The following is a 16,194-nucleotide window of genomic DNA, read 5'->3' as shown; positions in this document are numbered from 1 at the left end:
TCAGGGCCAGCGGCGGAATATCAACGAAGTGTTGACGCCGCCGAAAGCGAAGTTGTTGTTCATCACATGCTGGTTGCTCATCCTGCGAAACTCGCCGCGCAGGTAGTCCAGCTCGCCGCAGCGGGGATCGATTTCATCCAGGTTGAGGGTGTGCGCATACAGATCGCTGTCCATCATCTCGATGCTGAACCACGACTCCAGCGCGCCGCAGGCGCCGAGGGTGTGGCCGAGAAAACTCTTCTGCGAACTGATCGGCATGTGCGGGCCAAACAGGCTGCTGGTGGCCAGTGTTTCGGCAATGTCGCCCTGTTCGGTAGCGGTACCGTGGCCGTTGACGTAGCCGATGGCCTCTGGCGCCAGAGCAGCGTCCTCCAGGGCCAGCTCCATGGCCCGGCGCATCGTGCTCTGCTCGGGGCGGGTGGTGTGCTGGCCATCGGCATTGCTACCAAAGCCGACGATCTCGGCGTGGATGCGCGCACCGCGGGCCAGGGCATGCTCGAGCTCTTCGAGCACCAGCATGCCGCCGCCTTCGCCGATCACCAGGCCGTCGCGACCATTGTCGTAAGGACGTGGGCTCAGCTGCGGGGTGTCGTTTTTCAGGCTGGTGGCGTACAGCGCATCGAACACCATCGCCTCGGTCGGACAGAGCTCTTCGGCGCCGCCGGCGAGCATCATCGGCAAGCGCCCGAACTTGATCGCTTCATAGGCATAACCAATGCCCTGGCTGCCGCTGGTGCAGGCGCTGGAGGTGGGGATCAGGCGCCCGGTCAGGCCGAAAAAGATGCTGATATTGGCAGCCGTGGTGTGCGGCATCATGCGCACGTAGGAGTTGGCGTTGAGGCCATCGGCTACCGAGTTGAGCAGCATGTTGCCGAATGCCTTGATCTCGTCGGTGCTGCCGGTCGACGAGCCGCAGGCCACGCCCATGCGGCCATCGCGGATGATTGGATCATCGAGCAGGCCGGCATCGGCCAGCGCCTGCTCGGCCGCAGCCACGGCCAGGCGCGATACCCGGCCCATACTGCGCAACTGCTTGCGGGTCCAGTGGCCGGGCACCTTGAAATCGTCGATCGGGCCAGCAAGACGCGTGTTCAACTCACTGAAGCGATCCCATTCAGCCATGCGCCGGATACCGCTGCGCTGGTTGGCGAAGTGGCCGGCGATGGTCGCCCAGTCGCTGCCCAGGGAGGTGATGCCGGCCATGCCGGTGACGACTACGCGACGCATCAGCACAACCCTCCGTTGACCGCCAGCACCTGGCGGGTGATGTAGGCGGCTTCCGCCGACATCAGGAAATTGACCACGCCGGCGACTTCCTCGGGCGTGCCCATGCGTCCGGCAGGAATCATCTTCATCAGCTCGTCGACCGGCACGTGCTCATCGAGCATGGCGGTGTCGATCAGCCCTGGGGCTACGCAGTTGACGGTGATCTGACGTTTGCCCAGCTCGATCGCCAGCGCCTTGGCCGCGCCGATCACGCCGGCCTTGGAGGCACTGTAATTGACCTGGCCGCGGTTGCCGATCAACCCCGAAACCGAGGTGATGCAGACGATCCGGCCCGGTTTGCGACGGCGGATCATGGGCATGCTCAGCGGATGCAGAACGTTGTAGAAACCGTCCAGGTTGGTCCGCAGGACCTGGTCCCAGTCAGCGTCGGTCAGCGCCGGGAAGGCGCCATCGCGGGTTAGCCCGGCGTTGCAGACCACGCCATAGTAGGCGCCGTGGATCTCCACATCCTGTTCGAGGATGGCCCGGCAGGCTTCGCGGTCGGCTACGTCGAACTGCAGCACCCGGGCCTGTTGACCCATGGCGTGGATTTCGCCGGCAACGCCATCGGCTTCGGCACGGCCACTGCGGCAATGCAGCACCAGGTCATAACCGGCACGCGCCAGGCGCAGGGCGATCGCTCGGCCGATGCCGCGGCTCGACCCGGTGACCAGGATGGTATCAGTCATGGCAAGGTTCCTCAGGGGCCGCTTCGGTCAGGTAACCAGCGACCTGTGGCGGGCGATAGACATTCAGGCGGGCGCTGGCATGCAGCCCCGGACCGCGCAGGTGACACTCGAACACACCCATGCCGTTGTCGTCTTCCAGCGAGCGCAGGGCGTGGATGTGCAACTCGGCGCCGGCAGGGAAGTGTTCGACATCACATTGGTAGTTGCGCGTGCCGAGGAGAAACCCCAGCTCCACCGGCCGGCCATCGCGACGGGCGCGGCAACCGGCATAGGCGGCAACGCTTTGCGCCATCAGCTCCAGGCCGAGCCAGGCCGGCAGGCTGCCGTCGGCGCGGTTGAACAGGCCGCCAGGGCGCACTGTGCTGCGGGTGTGGATCTGCTCGTCGTCGCAGCTGTCGACGTGATCGATCAGGATCATGTCGCCGGCATGCGGCAGCAGTTCGGCCAGAGGCCAGGCAATCATGGGGTGTCTCCAACAATCAGGCTGACATTGTTGCCGCCGAAGGCGAACGAGTTGCTCATTATCCGGCGTGGCCGCGCCGCATGCATCCGCTGCGTGCCGTCGACCAGGTTAAGGGCAGGCAGGCGCGGGTCGGCCTGGCCGTCCCAGACATGCGGTGGCAACTGGCCGTGCGGGTTGTGCTCACTCAGGCTCAGCCAGCAGAAGGCGGCTTCCAGCGCGCCGGCGGCGCCCAGGGTGTGGCCGGTCATCGGTTTGGTCGACGAGCAGGCCAGCTGCGCGCCGAACAGGCCGTGCACCGCCAGGCTTTCCATGGCGTCGTTGTGCTCGGTGGCGGTGCCGTGCAGGTTCAGGTAGTCGATCTGTTCGGGCGCGAGGCCGGCGTTGTTCAAGGCCAGGGCCATGGTTTGCCGCGCGCCGGCGCCGCTCGGGTCAGGCGCTGAAATATGGTAGGCATCGCTGCTGGCGCCAGCGCCGAGCAGGGCCAGTGAAGGGCCATCGGTATTACGCTCTGCGGTCATCAGGAACAGCGCAGCCGCTTCGCCGATATTGATCCCGTCACGGTTCTGCGAGAACGGATTGCAGCGTGCCTGGCTGATCGCCTCAAGGGAGTTGAAGCCGTTCAGGGTCAGGCCACAGAGGCTGTCGACGCCGCCGCACAGCACCGCATCGCAGACGCCCAGCTCGAGCAGGCGCCGGGCGCTGAGCAAGGCCCGCCCGCTGGAGGTGCAGGCGGTGGAAATCACATAGGCCGGGCCGCTCAGTTGCAGCCAGTCGGCAAGGAACTCTGCCGGCGCGCTGAGGGCTTGCTGGTCGTAGCGATAGTCCGGCGGAAACTGCCCGCTCTGGCGCTGCTGGGCGATGGCTACGCTGCCCTCGGCAATCCCCGAGGTGCTGGTGCCGAGCACCACCGCGATACGCTGCGCGCCGAACCGGGCGATAGCCTGGCGGATTGCCGGCTCGATCTGCATAGCGGCGCTGTAGAGCAATTGATTGTTGCGGCTGTGCTGCGTTGGCAGCGGCACCGCCGGCAGCTCAGCTTGCACCGCGCCGACGGTCGGACAGCGCTCCGGGATCCACCCAGGTTGGGCCTGCATGCCCGAACAGTCACCGGCAAACAGGCGTGCGGCGACCTCAGCCTGGCCACGGCCGAGGGCGCAGGTCAGGCCCAGCGCATTCAGGTAGGCGGTCATGGCAGGCGCTCGCTGGGTAGGGGGTCGACTAGATAACGCAGGCCGTGGGCCAGTTTCAAGTCAAAAGCGCCCGGCTGCCGATAGCTGACCTGCCAACGCTCGCCCAACCAGCGCTGCTGGCCTCCTTCGCGGGCATCCGGGTAGAGCTGCGCCAGTTGCTCGGAGGGGGTCAGAGCAAACAGCAGCGCGGCAAACAGCTCGCGTGCCGGCGGATTGGGTGGCAACAGGCCGTCGGCCTGCCAGTGTTGACCATCGAACAACTGGCGTGCCTGGGGGATACCCAGCAGATCGAGTAGCGACCAGCGCAGTTGGCCGTTCTCGGCCTGCACCACGAGCATCCAGTCCTGGCGCTCGCCGGCCTGCTCGCGCTGCACGTGCAACTGCTGGGGCAACTGCAACTGCGGCATCTGCGCGGGCAGCGGCGCGCGGCTGCTGCAGGCGGCCAGCACCAAGTACAGCGTCGCCAGCAGCAGCGCCCTCATGGCTGCACCAGCGGCTTGCGGGCGACCACATTGACCAGGGTTTCTTCGCGCTGGCCTGGCGCGGGCGGCTTGCACAGGCGCAGCCGTTCGAGCAGGCCGAAGTCCTTGGCGCGGCTCCACCACAGGTACGGGTAGGAGACATTGCGCGCGGTGAAGGCAAAGCCCTGTTCGCGCAGCATCTGCAGATAACCCTCGGCACTCTTCTGTACATGCATTGGGTGGCGGAACAGCCAGCGGATCACCCAGGTGTCGATATAGGCTTCGGTGGATTCGGCGAACAGCAGATAACCACCAGGCTTAAGCACCCGCCAGAACTCGGCGAGGGCCTGCTCCTGTTCCACGAGATGGTGGAAAGTCTGATGGCAGAAGACGATATCGACGCTGGCGTCTGCCAGTTGCAGCTGGGCGCAGTCGCTGCCCAGCAGCTCGACCGTAAGGCCCTGGCGCGCAGCTTCGGCGTCGCTTAGTTGCAGGCTGTGCGGGTCGGCATCGATACCGATCAATCGGCCGGGCGCAAACACTCGCTGCAGATGCTTGAACGATTTGCCCTGGCCGCAGCCGGCATCGAGCAGCACCGGCGCCGCTGGCAGCGGGCTGTCGAACAACTGGCGCAGGTCGTCGATCGCCACCCGTAGTACGTGATGCTGCCAGGTGTGGCTGCGCAGGAACCAGAAACCAAAGCGAGTTTCTTCGACATAGCTGGCGCTGAGGAACGGAGGCTGACTCATGCCTGGCCCCTCGCGCAAAGCGCCGCCAGCGTCGCCAGCCGGCGCCGTGGTTCAGCCACGAACGGGTTGCGCTCATCCCAGGCGTAGCCAGCCAGAATCGAGCTGATCATGGCGCGAATCTGCGGCGAGCTGCCGGGGTGATAGATCACGTCCTGGAAGCTGCCGTCATACCAACCCTCGACATAGGCGCGGAAGGTATCCACCCCACGTTTGAGCGGCTCGGCAAACTCCCGCTGCCAGTCGACCGCTTCGCCGCGCAACTGGCGGTCGAGCAGGGCGGCAGCCATGCTGGCCGAGCGCATGGCAATGGTGACTCCGGACGAAAATACCGGGTCGAGAAACTCTGCGGCGTTGCCGAGCAGGGCAAAGCCGTTGCCATGCAGGGTTTTGACATTGGCCGAGTAGCCGCCGATGGTCCGCGCCGGGGTGTCCCACACGGCGTTGGCCAAGACCTTGGCCAGGCTTGGCGTCTGCGCCACGAAATGCTGCAGGCAGGCGTCCAGATCGGTCGGCGCTGCAGCAAAGCGCTCGGCGGCCGCGACGACACCCAGCGACGCGCGACCGTCGCTGAACGGGATGGTCCAGAACCAGATGTCGCGGTGTTCAGGGTGGGTGGTGATAAGGATCTTGTTGCGGTCGAAGCCGGGCAGATCGATGCGGTCTTCGATGTGGGTGAATACTGCCTGGCGCACCGGGAAATTCGACGGTGCTTCCAGGTCGAGCAGGCGCGGCAACACGCGGCCATAGCCGCTGGCATCGAGGACGAAGTCGGCCTGCACTTCGTATTCGCTGGCGTCTGGCCGGCGTGCGCGCAGGCGTGGCTGCGCAGCGCTCATGTCGGCGCTGATGATCTCGTGCTCGTAGCGGATTTCCACGCCCTGGGCCTCGGCCTGGTCGGCCAGCAGCTTGTCGAACCGCGCCCGTTGGACCTGGAAGGTGCTCGGCCGGCCCTGGCTGAAGGTTTCGCCGAAATCAAACGCACTGTACTCATCACCCCAGGCAAAGGCGGCGCCGTCCTTGTACTGGAAACCCGCCGCTTCGAGCGCTTCGAGCATGCCGGCTTCTTCGACGAAGTCGATGCAGTGCGACAGCAGGCTTTCGCCAATGGAGAAGCGCGGGAAGCGCTGGCGCTCGATGACCAGCACATCGTGGCCGCGGCGCTTGAGCAACGCGGCAGCGATGGCGCCCGAGGGGCCAGCGCCGATGACCACGACCTGGTGGTGTTGCAGTTCACAGTTCGGCATGTGGCCTCCTTGGCGGTGTGAGGGATGTCTGCGGGATGCGATGCAGGCCGGCGAAGGCAGGCATGAGGGTGGCGATCAGGCTCATCAGCATCAGCGCGAAGTACAACGCCGGGCTGATCAGCTGCTGGGTCAGCAACAGATTGAGAAAAACGATTTCGCTGAGACCGCGGATGTTCAGCAGCAGGCTCTCGCGCCACTTGCTGGCGCCGGCGAACGAGGCGGTCGCCCAGCTCAAACCGAGCCAGTTACCGAGCAGCTTGCTCAGGATCGGCAGCACCAGCAGCGCCAGCAGCTGGCTGGCGTCGAAGCCTGCGAAGGCATGCTGCAGGTCGATCTGGACCACGCCGTAGGTGAGGATCAGCGGCACGGCCAGGCCTTGTTGCAGGCGGCGGTTGCTGGCGTCTGGCAGCGGCAGGCGTAGCTGCAGGCCAAGCACGCGCAAGCAGGCCAGATAGCCAACGCCGAAGATCAGCGCGTTGAGCCGGTAGTGCTCGGCGGCAAACAGCAGTAGCAGGAACACCAGGCCGTATAGACGGGGCGCGCGCAGGCCCAGCCCTCGCAGCACTACCGGCGTCAGCGCCGCCAGCGCCGGCACGGCCAGGCTGCTCGGCTGCAGGCTGCCCTGGCCCATGCCGAGCAATAGCCAGCAGGCCAGGTCGATGACGATCGCGGCCTGCAGCAGGCGCTGGCTGGCGGCTGGCGGGTAGTCGATGGCGCGCAGGTACAGGTACAGCACTGGGATTGCGGTGATGGCGAACACCAGGCCCATGGCCAGGGCGCTGACCCCGCTCAGTTCAAGCAGCCACAGCGCGCAGGCCAGGCCGCAGGCAAACGGCACGGCGAAGCTGGGCAGGGCGATCTTCAATGCTTGCGGGTCGAGCCGCAGCTGCGCGACGTCAGCAAGAATGTGTCCCAGCAACAGGGCAAAGCTGCAGCCGTAGAGGGTCTTCAGCCAGCTCGGGGCGATCAGCTGGGCGCCGTCAAGCTGCCAGTGCGGTTGTACCCACAACAGCATCAGCAGCGGCAGCACCAGCGCGGCCAACAGCAGCTGGCTGACGATAGGGATAAGCCCCAGGCGTTTGCCGAATGCGCTGGCCACGGCAAACAAGGCCAGGGCCATGAGCCAGAACAGGACGATGCTCATGGCTGCACCGCCGGCTTCTCGCGTGCCGCTGCCCACGGCGCCAGCAGGAAACTGAAGATCAACCCGAGGCTGACGGCCATGCCGAAGTTGCTCACCGCAGGCGTCTGCGACAGCGCCAGCAGGCCGAACGACAGCCAGGTGGTCAGAGCCGCCAGCAAGGTGCCGAGCAGGCTCACCGCAGCCCCGCCGATACGCTCGTGCATGAGGATGGCGTAGTCGACGCTGATGGCCGTGACCAGCAGCAGGCCAAACAGGCTGAACAGTGTCAGCGGCTGCCCCAGCCAACCGAGGCTGGCCAGGCTGCATAACGCTGCCAGCAGCGGCAGGGCGACAATGCGCAGCGAACCGCGCAGGCCGAACGGGACTGCCAGCAGCACCAGGATCAGTGCGCAGGACAGCAGCTTGAGCTCGGCGGCGCTGATCTGGGTGGCGGCGAACAGTTGATTGAGTTCGCCGAGCCGGTCGACCAGTTGCACGCCATCCAGGCCGTCGGTCTGCAAGCGCAGCAGGCTGGCATCGCTCAGGCCTTGCAGACTGACGATGGCGGCGACGCCGGTGGCGTCCTGGCCAAGCCAGAGCGGTCGCCAGGCTTCAGCAAGCGGACCGGCGAGGGCCTGCTCGATGCTCAGGGGCGGCAACGTTTGCAGCTGTTGCAGCTGGGTTTGCAGGCCGGCTTGCGGCACACCGAGTTCAACCAGCGGCTGCCAATAGTCGCTCAGGTGGGCCAGCGCCTGCCGGGTTTGTGCCTGCTGCTCAGGGCTGGCGACGATCTGCGAGAGGCTCAGATAACCCTTGAGCTTGCCTAGGTCATGCAGCTCGTCGAGCTTGGCCGACAGCGCCTGCAGGCGCTGGAACAGTTGCTCTTGATCAGCCCCGCGCACCAGGTAGAACTGACTGGTTGGCTGGTAGCCGGTGATGCGTGCGACTGCCTGGGCTTGCTCTTGCAGTTGCGGTGGGCTCGCCACCCATTGGCGGATGTCGTTACGCGTGTCCAGCTGCCACAGCCCAGCGCCGCAAAACAGCAGCACCAGCACCAGCAGCACTGCGCTGGGCACTCTGCGCAACAGCCGCTCGCGCCAGTCGGTGAGGGCTTGCGCGATGCGTAGCGGCCACTGCGCCGGCTTCAGCTCGACCTGGCCCAGCAATGCCGGCAGCAGGCACACCGCGCACAGGTAGGCGCCGATCAAGCCGGCGGCCGAGAACGCGGCAATCTGGGTCAGGGCCGGAAACGGCGTGAACGCCAGCGCCAGATAACCGATGCAGCTGGTCGCCAGGCTCAGGCTCAGCCCTGGCAGGGTCAGGCGTACCGCCGGCCAACTGCGCCATGGCTTGAGGCTCCAGCTCTTCGACAAGTAATGCAGCGGGTAATCCACCGCTACGCCGATCAGGCTCGAACCGAGTACCAGAGTCATCACGTGCATGTGGCCGAACAGCGCCACGCACACCACCGAGCCGAACAGCATGCCGGTCAGCACCGGCACGAACGCCAGCAGGGCCCGCCAGCGACGAAACGCCAGCAGCAGCAACAACAGAATGCTCAACGTCGCGCCACCGCCGACCCAGGTGATTTCGCGGCTGGCCTGCTGCTGGCCGGCGGCCGCGTACAGCAGGCCACTGGCGGCCAGCAACTGGGCGCCATGCGGTTCGGCCTGGCGGCGGGCATCAGCCAGCAGCTCGGCCACCTGCAGCGGTAGCTTCATATCGAAGGCAGTGCCCAGGGTGCGCGCCCGCAGCAGCACCCACTGGCGGCCATCGGCCTGCGCGATCAAGGCGCCACTGGCCGTGTCCAGTTCGATATTGACGGGTTTCGGCTGGCTGTTCTGAATACGCCCGGTCAAGCCCAGCCAGTCGTCCTGGGCAGGCACCAGGCTGAACCCGGAAAACGGGTCGAACAGGCTCTGCACGCGCTGCTCGATGAATGCCGCAGGCCGTTCGCGCAGCTGCGCGCGGTCAGCTGCCGAGAGCATCGCCACGCGGCCGGCGAGCAACTGCTCGCGGACCGCGCCGAGGTCTGTCTGCAGGCTCCACTGCACGCGCTCGAACAGTCCGCTGGCCTGCCATTGGCCGGCCAGTTGTTCGGCAAGGGCCAGCGCTTGCTGGCGTTCGGCGTGGCCAACCAGCACCAGTACCTCGCGGTTCAATGGCTCTTGCACGCGCAGTTCGGCGCGCTTGACCAGGGCGTCTTCGGTGGCGCCCGGCACCAGCGTCATCAGGTCGGCCGACAACGGCGCGCCGCGCTGCCATTGCCAGCCGGCGATGGCCAGCATCACCAGCAGCAGGGCGAGAAAGCCGCGCGGCAACCAGCGTTCAATCGACAAAATCGCTGCGCTCCGTGTCGCTGAGGGCGGCAGCGCCATGGCTGTCGGTCATGCGCAGCAGCGTGCTGTCGCCCTGGGTTTCACTGAGCTGAATCTGTTCGACGAACTGCCCGCCGCTGATGTCGATGCGGGTGAAGATCTGTTTGAGCAGCAGCGAACGCGGGGTCAGTTGCAGCTGCCAGTGCGTGGCGTCACCGCTCAGGCTCAGTTCGAAGTCGCGCTTGAGACCGGCACTGTCGCCTTGCAGCACGGCAAAGAACAGCCGGTTCTGCTCGGCGCCGGCACTGGCGCTGGGCAGGCGCTGCCAGCCGCTCGGATCACGCCGGGCAATGCCGTTGGCGTCGATCCGGTAGTCCTGGCGCAGCGGCGTCTGCAACAGCCACAACAAACCATGCTCGCGGGCCAGCACGAACTGGCCCTTGCTCAGCAACGGCTGGGGTAGAGCGCGCAGGTGCTTTTCCTGAATGAACGGGCCTTTGACCACGGCCGGCGCGCTGAGCTGGCGCTGCAGGTCATCAAGGCTGAATGCTTGCGCCAGCGGGCTGAGCAGGCTCAGGGCAAGGGTGAGCAGTGTGCACAGGCGCTTCATGGCAAAACCCTCTGCACGGCGTCGAGCATGACCTGCGGCGAGGCCAGCTGCATTTCGCCGCTGTCGATGTGCACCGCGACCTGCACCGTGCTCGCGCGGGTCATCCGCTCGCCGGTTTCGGCGTCGCTGATCAGGTAATGAATCTTCAAGCGGTTTTCCCACTCGACCAGGCTCGCGCGCACGGTCAAGCGCTGGCCGAAGGTGGCGCCGCGGATATAACGCAGCTGCAGGTCGATCACCGGCCAGGCATAACCGCTCGCCTGCATCTGCACGTAGTTGTGGCCGAGCTGGTCGAGCAGCGCGCAGCGGGCCACTTCCAGGTATTTGACATAATGGCCGTGCCAGACCACATGCATGCTGTCTACGTCGAAAAACGGCACCTGCACTTCAGTGTCGACGTGGATCACTCCTGCACTACGCATGCAGCCTCCAGTGACGTTGGCCGATGCGCAGCAGGCAGTGGCGCAGGTCGGCTTCCAGCGCGCGGTCTTCGATCACCGGGACGAACTCGACGAGCAGGGCTTCGTGCATCTGCGCCAGTGCTGGCGGCAATGCATGGCTTTCTGCCTGGCGGGCACGCAGCCACACGCCCTGGTTCGCCGCCAGCAGGGTCGCAGCAGCAACCTGCTCGGTCAGCTCCAGCACGCGCAGGGCATCGCGCGCAGCGATGGTGCCCATGCTCACCTTGTCCTGGTTGTGGCATTCGGTGGAGCGCGAGAACACGCTGGCCGGCATGGTCAGCTTGAGCGCTTCGGCGGTCCAGGCGCTGGCGCCGATCTGCACGGCCTTGAAGCCATGGTTGATCATCGCCCGCTCGGCCGGGGCGCCCGACAGGTTGCTTGGCAGGCCGTGGTTGTAGCGGGTGTCGACCAGCAGCGCGAGCTGGCGGTCGAGCAGGTCGGCAACGTTCGCCACCAGGGTTTTCAGGCTGTCCATGGCAAAGGCGATATGGCCGCCATAGAAGTGCCCGCCATGCAGTACGCGCTCGGCGTCGCCGTCGATGATCGGGTTGTCGTTGGCGCTGTTCAGCTCGGTTTCGATAAAACCGCGCAGCCAGCCCAGGCTATCGGCCAGCACGCCCAGTACATGCGGCGCGCAGCGCAGCGAGTAACGGTCCTGCAGGCGGTGCAGCGGTGGCAGCGGGGCGTCGATGGCCAGGTCCTGGCGCAACCAGGCGGCGACTTGCGTCTGGCCGGGATGCGGCTTGGCGGCGAACAGGCGCTCGTCGAAGTGCTCCGGGTTGCCCTGCAGGGCGATCACGTTGAGGGCGGTGATGCGCGTGGCCAGTTGCAGCAGGTAGTCGGCGCGGGAGAAGGCCAGGCAAGCCAGGCCGGTCATCACCGCGGTGCCGTTCATCAATGCCAGTGCCTCTTTGGGGCGCAGCACCAAGGGCTGCCAGCCCAGCTCGCGGTGCACGTCGGCACTACTGCGGCGCTGGCCCTGGTAGCTGACCTCGCGCTCGCCGGACAGGGTCGCGGCGACGTACGACAGCGGCGTCAGGTCGCCGCTGGCGCCGACCGAACCTTCTTCCGGGATCAACGGCAGGATGTCGTGCTCGAGGAACGCGCGCAGGCGCTCCAGCAACTCCAGGCGCACCCCCGACACGCCGTGGCTCAGCGAGCGCAGGCGGGCCGCCAGCACGGCGCGCACCGCCGGTGCTTCGAGCAGGCGGCCCAGGCCGCAGCCATGGAAGGTGTACAGGTGCTGCGGCAGCGCCTCGACATGCTCCAGCGGCACGGCCACCACGCAGGAATCGCCGTAACCGGTAGTGACGCCGTAGATCACCCCTTCCTTGCTCAGCAGGGTGTCGAGAAAGCGCGCGCCACGAGCGATGCGTTCGCGGTAGGCGGCGTCGTCCTGCAAGTGGGCGCTGGCCCGGCGTTCGGCCAGGGCTACAACAGCTTCGATGGCCAGGTGCGACTCACCGAAAGTTACAGGCTCATGCGGATGCATCGTCGTCGGTCTTCCAGAAAGGGTAGAAGTTGAACCACTGCAGCGGCGCTTGGCTGCAGTAGTGCGCCAGCCGTTGCGCATAGCGCGTGGTCCATTCGGCAATCACTTGGTCGCGCTGGCCGCGGCGCCATTGCACGCGCTCGGCAAAGGGTTCGAGGGTGACTCGGTAGCGGCCTTGCAGCTTGAGGCAGAACAGCAGGTTGAGCGGGCAGCCAAGGATCCCCGCCAGCAGCCACGGCCCCTGCGGGAATGCGGCGCGGTGGCCGAGGAAATCCACCTCGACGGTGCGCGCGCCATGCAGCGGTACCCGATCCCCGGCAATCGCCAGCCATTCGCCGCGCTCGAGCCGTTCGGACAACTGCAGCATCACTGCCGGGTCCAATTCGCTGACCTGAATCAGGCGCAGATTGGTCGCGCCGGCCTCGCCCAGCAGGCGGTTGAAGCGCTCGGCGTGGCGGGTGTGCACCAGCACGTTCATGGTCACCTGCTCGCCCAGTTCGGCCAGCGCCCGGCACACTTCAAGGTTGCCCAAGTGGGCGCCCACCAGCATCTGCCCGCGTTCGCCGCGTAATTGCGTGCGCAGTTGCGCTGGGTCGTCGATTTCGATGTCTTCCAGGCGCAGGCGGCCATTCCATACGTCGAGCTTGTCCAGCAGGGCGTCGGCGAACGCCATGAACTGGCGGAACACCTGCCACTGGCTCGGCGCCGGTGTCTGTCCGCCGTTGCATGCGCTGAGCCGTTGCTGGTATTGCCAGGCACTGCGCCGGGCGCGGCGGCCGAACAGGAAGAAGTAGCCGACGATGACGTGGATCAGCGGGCTCAGCACGCGCCGGCCAAGCAGCCGTACCAGCGTTGCGGTCAGCTTCATCAGCCAGAAACTGCCGCGCTCCTGATGCTGTGCCCAGTGCCGCGAAGGAGTAGTCATGCGCGCCACCTGCGCCAGACGATCAGCGGTGCGCGCAGCAGCATGCCGAAGAACAGCTTGGCGTGCATTGTCGAGATCAGCGCGTTGTCGTGCACCAGGCGAAAGTGCGACAGGCCGTCCTGCGGGTAGTGCACGCGGGTTGGCAGCCAGCGCATCGGCTGGTTGCGCCAGGCCAGGCGCACCAGGATCTCCGGATCGAAATCCATTCGCCGGCCAAGCTTGACGCTGTTGATCAGGGCCAGCGTGGCAGGCAGCGGGTAGACGCGAAAACCGCACATGGAATCGGGAATCTGCAGCGACAGGCTGTTGATCCACACCCATACATGGGTCAGGTAGCGCGCATACAGACGGCCCTTGGGCACGCTTGCGTCGTATTGCGGATAACCACACACCAGTGCCTGTGGATCATTCTGCGAAAGCTCAAGAAAACGGCCGATGTCGCCCAGGTCATGCTGGCCGTCGGCGTCTACTTGCAGCGCATGAGTGAAACCCAGCCGCGCCGCTTCGCGCAGGCCGGCCATCACCGCGCCGCCCTTGCCCTGGTTGACGCTCAGGCTGACCAGATAGATGTCCGTTTGAGTGGCCAGCTGTGCCAGCACTGAGGCGCATGCGGGGCTGCTGGCGTCGTCAACCAGCACGCAGGGCAGCCCGGCGCGCTGCAGGTCGCTGACTACTGCTGGCAGCGCGTGCTCGTGGTTGTATACCGGGATCACTGCGCAAGGCTTATGCATCGACCGTCTCCATCAGAATGCGGCCGCTGGAGCAGGCCTGCCCGGCGCAGGTGTAGGCGAAGTAGAGTTTGCCGCGCTCGCTGTCCCAGCGCAGGCTCAGCAGCACTTCGTCGCCGGGGCGCACCAGTTGCTGGAATTTGAGCACTTCCATGCCGGCAAAGCGGCGCTGGCCCGGCAGTAGCTCACTGGCCAGGGCAATCGCCCAGTCGACCTGCACCACACCGGGCAGCACCGGCGTTTTCGGGAAGTGCCCGCTGAAGCAGGCCAGGTCCAGCGGCACGTGCAGTGTGAGCAGGTGCTGGTCCTGCTCCTGGCGCTGTTCGAGCAGCTCTGGCTGCATGCTGCGCGGGGCTTGCAGCAGCGCCTGCACCTGGGCCTCGGGCAGCTTGCCCTGGCTGGTCAACGGCAGCTGGCGCAGCAGTCGCCAGCGCCGCGGCAGAGCGACCGCTTCGCAGTGATCGGCCAGGTACCGTCGCAGGCCTTCGATCAACGCGCGTCGGCCCTGATTGCGCAGGGCGTGCAGGCCGCTAGCCGACAACACCAGCAGGGTGCCGAGGTAGGCGCGGCCCTGTTCGAGCATGCCCAGCCGCGCTTCGCTGACCCAGGCATGGCTGCACAGCGCTTGTTCGAGCAGGGGCAGCGACACACGTTTTTCTTCCAGCTTGACGATCCGGTCGAGTCGGCCGAGCAGGCGCAGGCGCCCGTCGGCGCTGAACTGGACCGCATCGGCCGTTTGCTCGACATGCCCGACGGGCAGGTAGGGTGAGGCAATGCGCAGGGCGCCGTGCGCGTCCTGGCTCAGTTGCACCTCGGCAAAGGGCTGCCACAGGGTGTCGCCCTGACGCCAGGCGATACCGCCGGTTTCAGAGCTGCCGAAGATCTCGGTCGGCCATTGGCCGAGCAACTGCTGCAGGCGCTGGCCGGCTTCGGCGGGCAGGGCGCCGCCGGAGGTGAACACCCGGCGCACGTGGCCCAGCGCTGGCCAGTCGAGGTTGTCACCCATGCGTTTGAGCAGGGCCGGGCTGGCCACCCAGGCGAAGTCTGCATGTTCACGGCTGGCCCGTTGCAGGTCTTCGGGGAACGGCAGTTGGCGGCGCTCGAAGCCGCGCCCCGCGCACAGTGGCCAGAGCACGCGGAACAGCAGGCCATAGATGTGCTGGGTGGCGACGCTGCCAATGATCCAGGCATCGCCCAGGCTGGCGCCCCACAGTGCCTGCAGCGCGCTGACTTCATTGGCCAGTTGGCTCAGCTGCTTGTCGATGCGCTTGGGCTCGCCGCTGGAGCCGGAGGTGCACAGGCTGATCGAGCAGGTGTGCGGGTCGAGGTCGGCTGCCGGCAGTGGCTCACCGAGCAGGCTGAGCAATGAATGATCGCCGGCCTGGTCGCTGAGCCACAGGTCGACCTGCTCGCTCCAGCGCGCCCGCGTGGCGGCTTGCAGATCGGCTGGCAGCAACACGGTGACGCCAGCGCGCCAGGCGCCGAGCAGGGCGATCGCCAGCTCGGCGGCGTCTTCCAGGTGCACCGCCAGGCGCTGCACGCCGCGCTGCTGCAGGCCACCGGCGAGGCGCAAGGCCTGGGTGCACAGCTCGGCGTGGTCCAGCGCCGGCGCCTGGGTCACCTGGCGCGGCGCATCCAGCGGGCGCAGCAGGTGGTGAAGATTGATCCAGTTCATGGGCGTCCTCGCACACGTTGTCTTGTCAGCCATTCGCCAGCGAACAGCAGGCCCATCGCGATATAGGCGATCAGGCCGTTGTACAGGGTCCACCAGCTCAGTGGCGCCCACAGGGTCAGGCCCGCTGCGATCAGCCCGTTAAGCAGAAAGAACAGGCACCACACCTGCGTCACCCGGCGGGTGTACTGCACCGCGCGCGCTGGCAAATCAGGCTCTTGCAGGCGTGCCAGGCGCTCGGCCATGGGCATGCCGTGGAGCAGGCTGGAGCCGAACAGGCCGAGCATGAAGGTGCTGATCAGCACCGGGTACCAGCGCAGCAGTTGGGCACTGTCGCTCAGCCCGAGCAGGGCGCAGAAGGCCAACGCCAGCGCGGCCATGCACAGGCTGGCGGGGCGACGCGGCGCGCTCAAGGCGCGGGCCAGCCACAGGCCACCCAGCAGCAGGGCGAACTGCCACGGGGCAAAGTGCGCCAGGCCGAAATGCACGGCAAACGGGTACAGCACCCCAGCCACGACCAGACCGAGGCCGATCAGGCGTTTCATGCGGCCGGGTTGACCAGGCGGAACACCGCTTCGACCACATCATTGACGGTGCGCACGGCCTTGAACTCTTCGGCGGCGATTTTCTTGCCGGTCTGGCGCTTGATGTGGTCGATCAGGTCGATCGCATCGATGCTGTCGATTTCCAGGTCCTGATACAGGTTGGCGTCCAGGGTTACGCGCTCTGGCTCCAGCTCGAACAGCTCGACCAGCGCATCGCGCAAAATATTGAAGATGTCTTCGCGGGTTTGCATGTGAGTT

At 66.4% G+C, this 16,194-nt stretch carries 17 protein-coding genes; all 17 read right to left on the bottom strand.

Features of this window, described 5'->3' with window-relative positions:
- From AC58X1_RS11380 to AC58X1_RS11300, 17 genes are read right to left on the bottom strand one after another with little or no spacing between them, the layout of a single operon-like run.
- Positions 1 to 1,227, bottom strand: a complete 1,227-nt coding sequence (locus AC58X1_RS11380) for a beta-ketoacyl-ACP synthase (protein WP_497428854.1) — start codon at positions 1,225 to 1,227, stop codon at positions 1 to 3.
- Entirely contained in the window at positions 1,227 to 1,955 is a 729-nt protein-coding gene (gene fabG / locus AC58X1_RS11375; RefSeq protein WP_497428853.1) for a 3-oxoacyl-ACP reductase FabG, read from the bottom strand. Before fabG ends, AC58X1_RS11380 begins: the two co-directional genes overlap by 1 nt.
- Positions 1,948 to 2,418 (bottom strand): hotdog family protein, encoded by a 471-nt coding sequence (locus AC58X1_RS11370; protein WP_497428852.1) that lies wholly within the window; start codon positions 2,416 to 2,418, stop codon positions 1,948 to 1,950. The genes fabG and AC58X1_RS11370 overlap by 8 nt, the downstream gene beginning before the upstream one ends.
- Entirely contained in the window at positions 2,415 to 3,608 is a 1,194-nt protein-coding gene (locus tag AC58X1_RS11365) for a beta-ketoacyl-[acyl-carrier-protein] synthase family protein (RefSeq protein ID WP_497428851.1), read from the bottom strand. The genes AC58X1_RS11370 and AC58X1_RS11365 overlap by 4 nt, the downstream gene beginning before the upstream one ends.
- Complete coding sequence (locus tag AC58X1_RS11360) at positions 3,605 to 4,090, bottom strand: hypothetical protein (protein WP_497428850.1); 486 nt, start codon at positions 4,088 to 4,090, stop codon at positions 3,605 to 3,607. The genes AC58X1_RS11365 and AC58X1_RS11360 overlap by 4 nt, the downstream gene beginning before the upstream one ends.
- A complete protein-coding gene (locus tag AC58X1_RS11355; RefSeq protein ID WP_497428849.1) occupies positions 4,087 to 4,818 on the bottom strand; it encodes a class I SAM-dependent methyltransferase in 732 nt (243 codons plus the stop codon). The genes AC58X1_RS11360 and AC58X1_RS11355 overlap by 4 nt, the downstream gene beginning before the upstream one ends.
- On the bottom strand, positions 4,815 to 6,062 hold the full coding sequence (locus AC58X1_RS11350) for an NAD(P)/FAD-dependent oxidoreductase (protein ID WP_101315547.1): 1,248 nt from the start codon (positions 6,060 to 6,062) through the stop codon (positions 4,815 to 4,817). The genes AC58X1_RS11355 and AC58X1_RS11350 overlap by 4 nt, the downstream gene beginning before the upstream one ends.
- Positions 6,049 to 7,206 carry a sodium:proton antiporter gene (locus AC58X1_RS11345; protein WP_497428848.1) on the bottom strand — a complete coding sequence of 386 codons (1,158 nt, stop codon included), beginning with the start codon at positions 7,204 to 7,206 and terminating at the stop codon, positions 6,049 to 6,051. Before AC58X1_RS11345 ends, AC58X1_RS11350 begins: the two co-directional genes overlap by 14 nt.
- Positions 7,203 to 9,524, bottom strand: coding sequence for an MMPL family transporter (locus tag AC58X1_RS11340; protein ID WP_497428847.1), 2,322 nt, complete (start codon positions 9,522 to 9,524; stop codon positions 7,203 to 7,205). Before AC58X1_RS11340 ends, AC58X1_RS11345 begins: the two co-directional genes overlap by 4 nt.
- Entirely contained in the window at positions 9,514 to 10,113 is a 600-nt protein-coding gene (locus tag AC58X1_RS11335) for an outer membrane lipoprotein carrier protein LolA (RefSeq protein WP_150570359.1), read from the bottom strand. The genes AC58X1_RS11340 and AC58X1_RS11335 overlap by 11 nt, the downstream gene beginning before the upstream one ends.
- Positions 10,110 to 10,535 carry an acyl-CoA thioesterase gene (locus AC58X1_RS11330; RefSeq protein ID WP_497428846.1) on the bottom strand — a complete coding sequence of 142 codons (426 nt, stop codon included), beginning with the start codon at positions 10,533 to 10,535 and terminating at the stop codon, positions 10,110 to 10,112. Before AC58X1_RS11330 ends, AC58X1_RS11335 begins: the two co-directional genes overlap by 4 nt.
- Positions 10,528 to 12,066: an HAL/PAL/TAL family ammonia-lyase gene (locus AC58X1_RS11325; protein WP_259074609.1), complete on the bottom strand. Its 1,539-nt coding sequence runs from the start codon at positions 12,064 to 12,066 to the stop codon at positions 10,528 to 10,530. The genes AC58X1_RS11330 and AC58X1_RS11325 overlap by 8 nt, the downstream gene beginning before the upstream one ends.
- A complete protein-coding gene (locus tag AC58X1_RS11320) occupies positions 12,053 to 12,991 on the bottom strand; it encodes a lysophospholipid acyltransferase family protein (RefSeq protein WP_312387336.1) in 939 nt (312 codons plus the stop codon). Before AC58X1_RS11320 ends, AC58X1_RS11325 begins: the two co-directional genes overlap by 14 nt.
- Entirely contained in the window at positions 12,988 to 13,722 is a 735-nt protein-coding gene (locus AC58X1_RS11315; RefSeq protein WP_181088373.1) for a glycosyltransferase family 2 protein, read from the bottom strand. Before AC58X1_RS11315 ends, AC58X1_RS11320 begins: the two co-directional genes overlap by 4 nt.
- Positions 13,715 to 15,394 (bottom strand): ApeI family dehydratase, encoded by a 1,680-nt coding sequence (locus AC58X1_RS11310; RefSeq protein ID WP_497428845.1) that lies wholly within the window; start codon positions 15,392 to 15,394, stop codon positions 13,715 to 13,717. The genes AC58X1_RS11315 and AC58X1_RS11310 overlap by 8 nt, the downstream gene beginning before the upstream one ends.
- The gene (locus tag AC58X1_RS11305) at positions 15,391 to 15,936 is read right to left on the bottom strand and encodes a COG4648 family protein (RefSeq protein ID WP_101315564.1); all 546 of its coding nucleotides are present in this window, start codon (positions 15,934 to 15,936) and stop codon (positions 15,391 to 15,393) included. The genes AC58X1_RS11310 and AC58X1_RS11305 overlap by 4 nt, the downstream gene beginning before the upstream one ends.
- The gene (locus AC58X1_RS11300) at positions 15,933 to 16,187 is read right to left on the bottom strand and encodes an acyl carrier protein (RefSeq protein WP_101315566.1); all 255 of its coding nucleotides are present in this window, start codon (positions 16,185 to 16,187) and stop codon (positions 15,933 to 15,935) included. Before AC58X1_RS11300 ends, AC58X1_RS11305 begins: the two co-directional genes overlap by 4 nt.
- Positions 16,188 to 16,194: the final 7 nt, after the last annotated feature.

The sequence above is a fragment of the Pseudomonas sp. PGPR N4 genome, from assembly GCF_059693665.1.
Note: the sequence above shows the minus strand (reverse complement) of the source record. Positions and strands in the feature narration are given on the sequence as shown.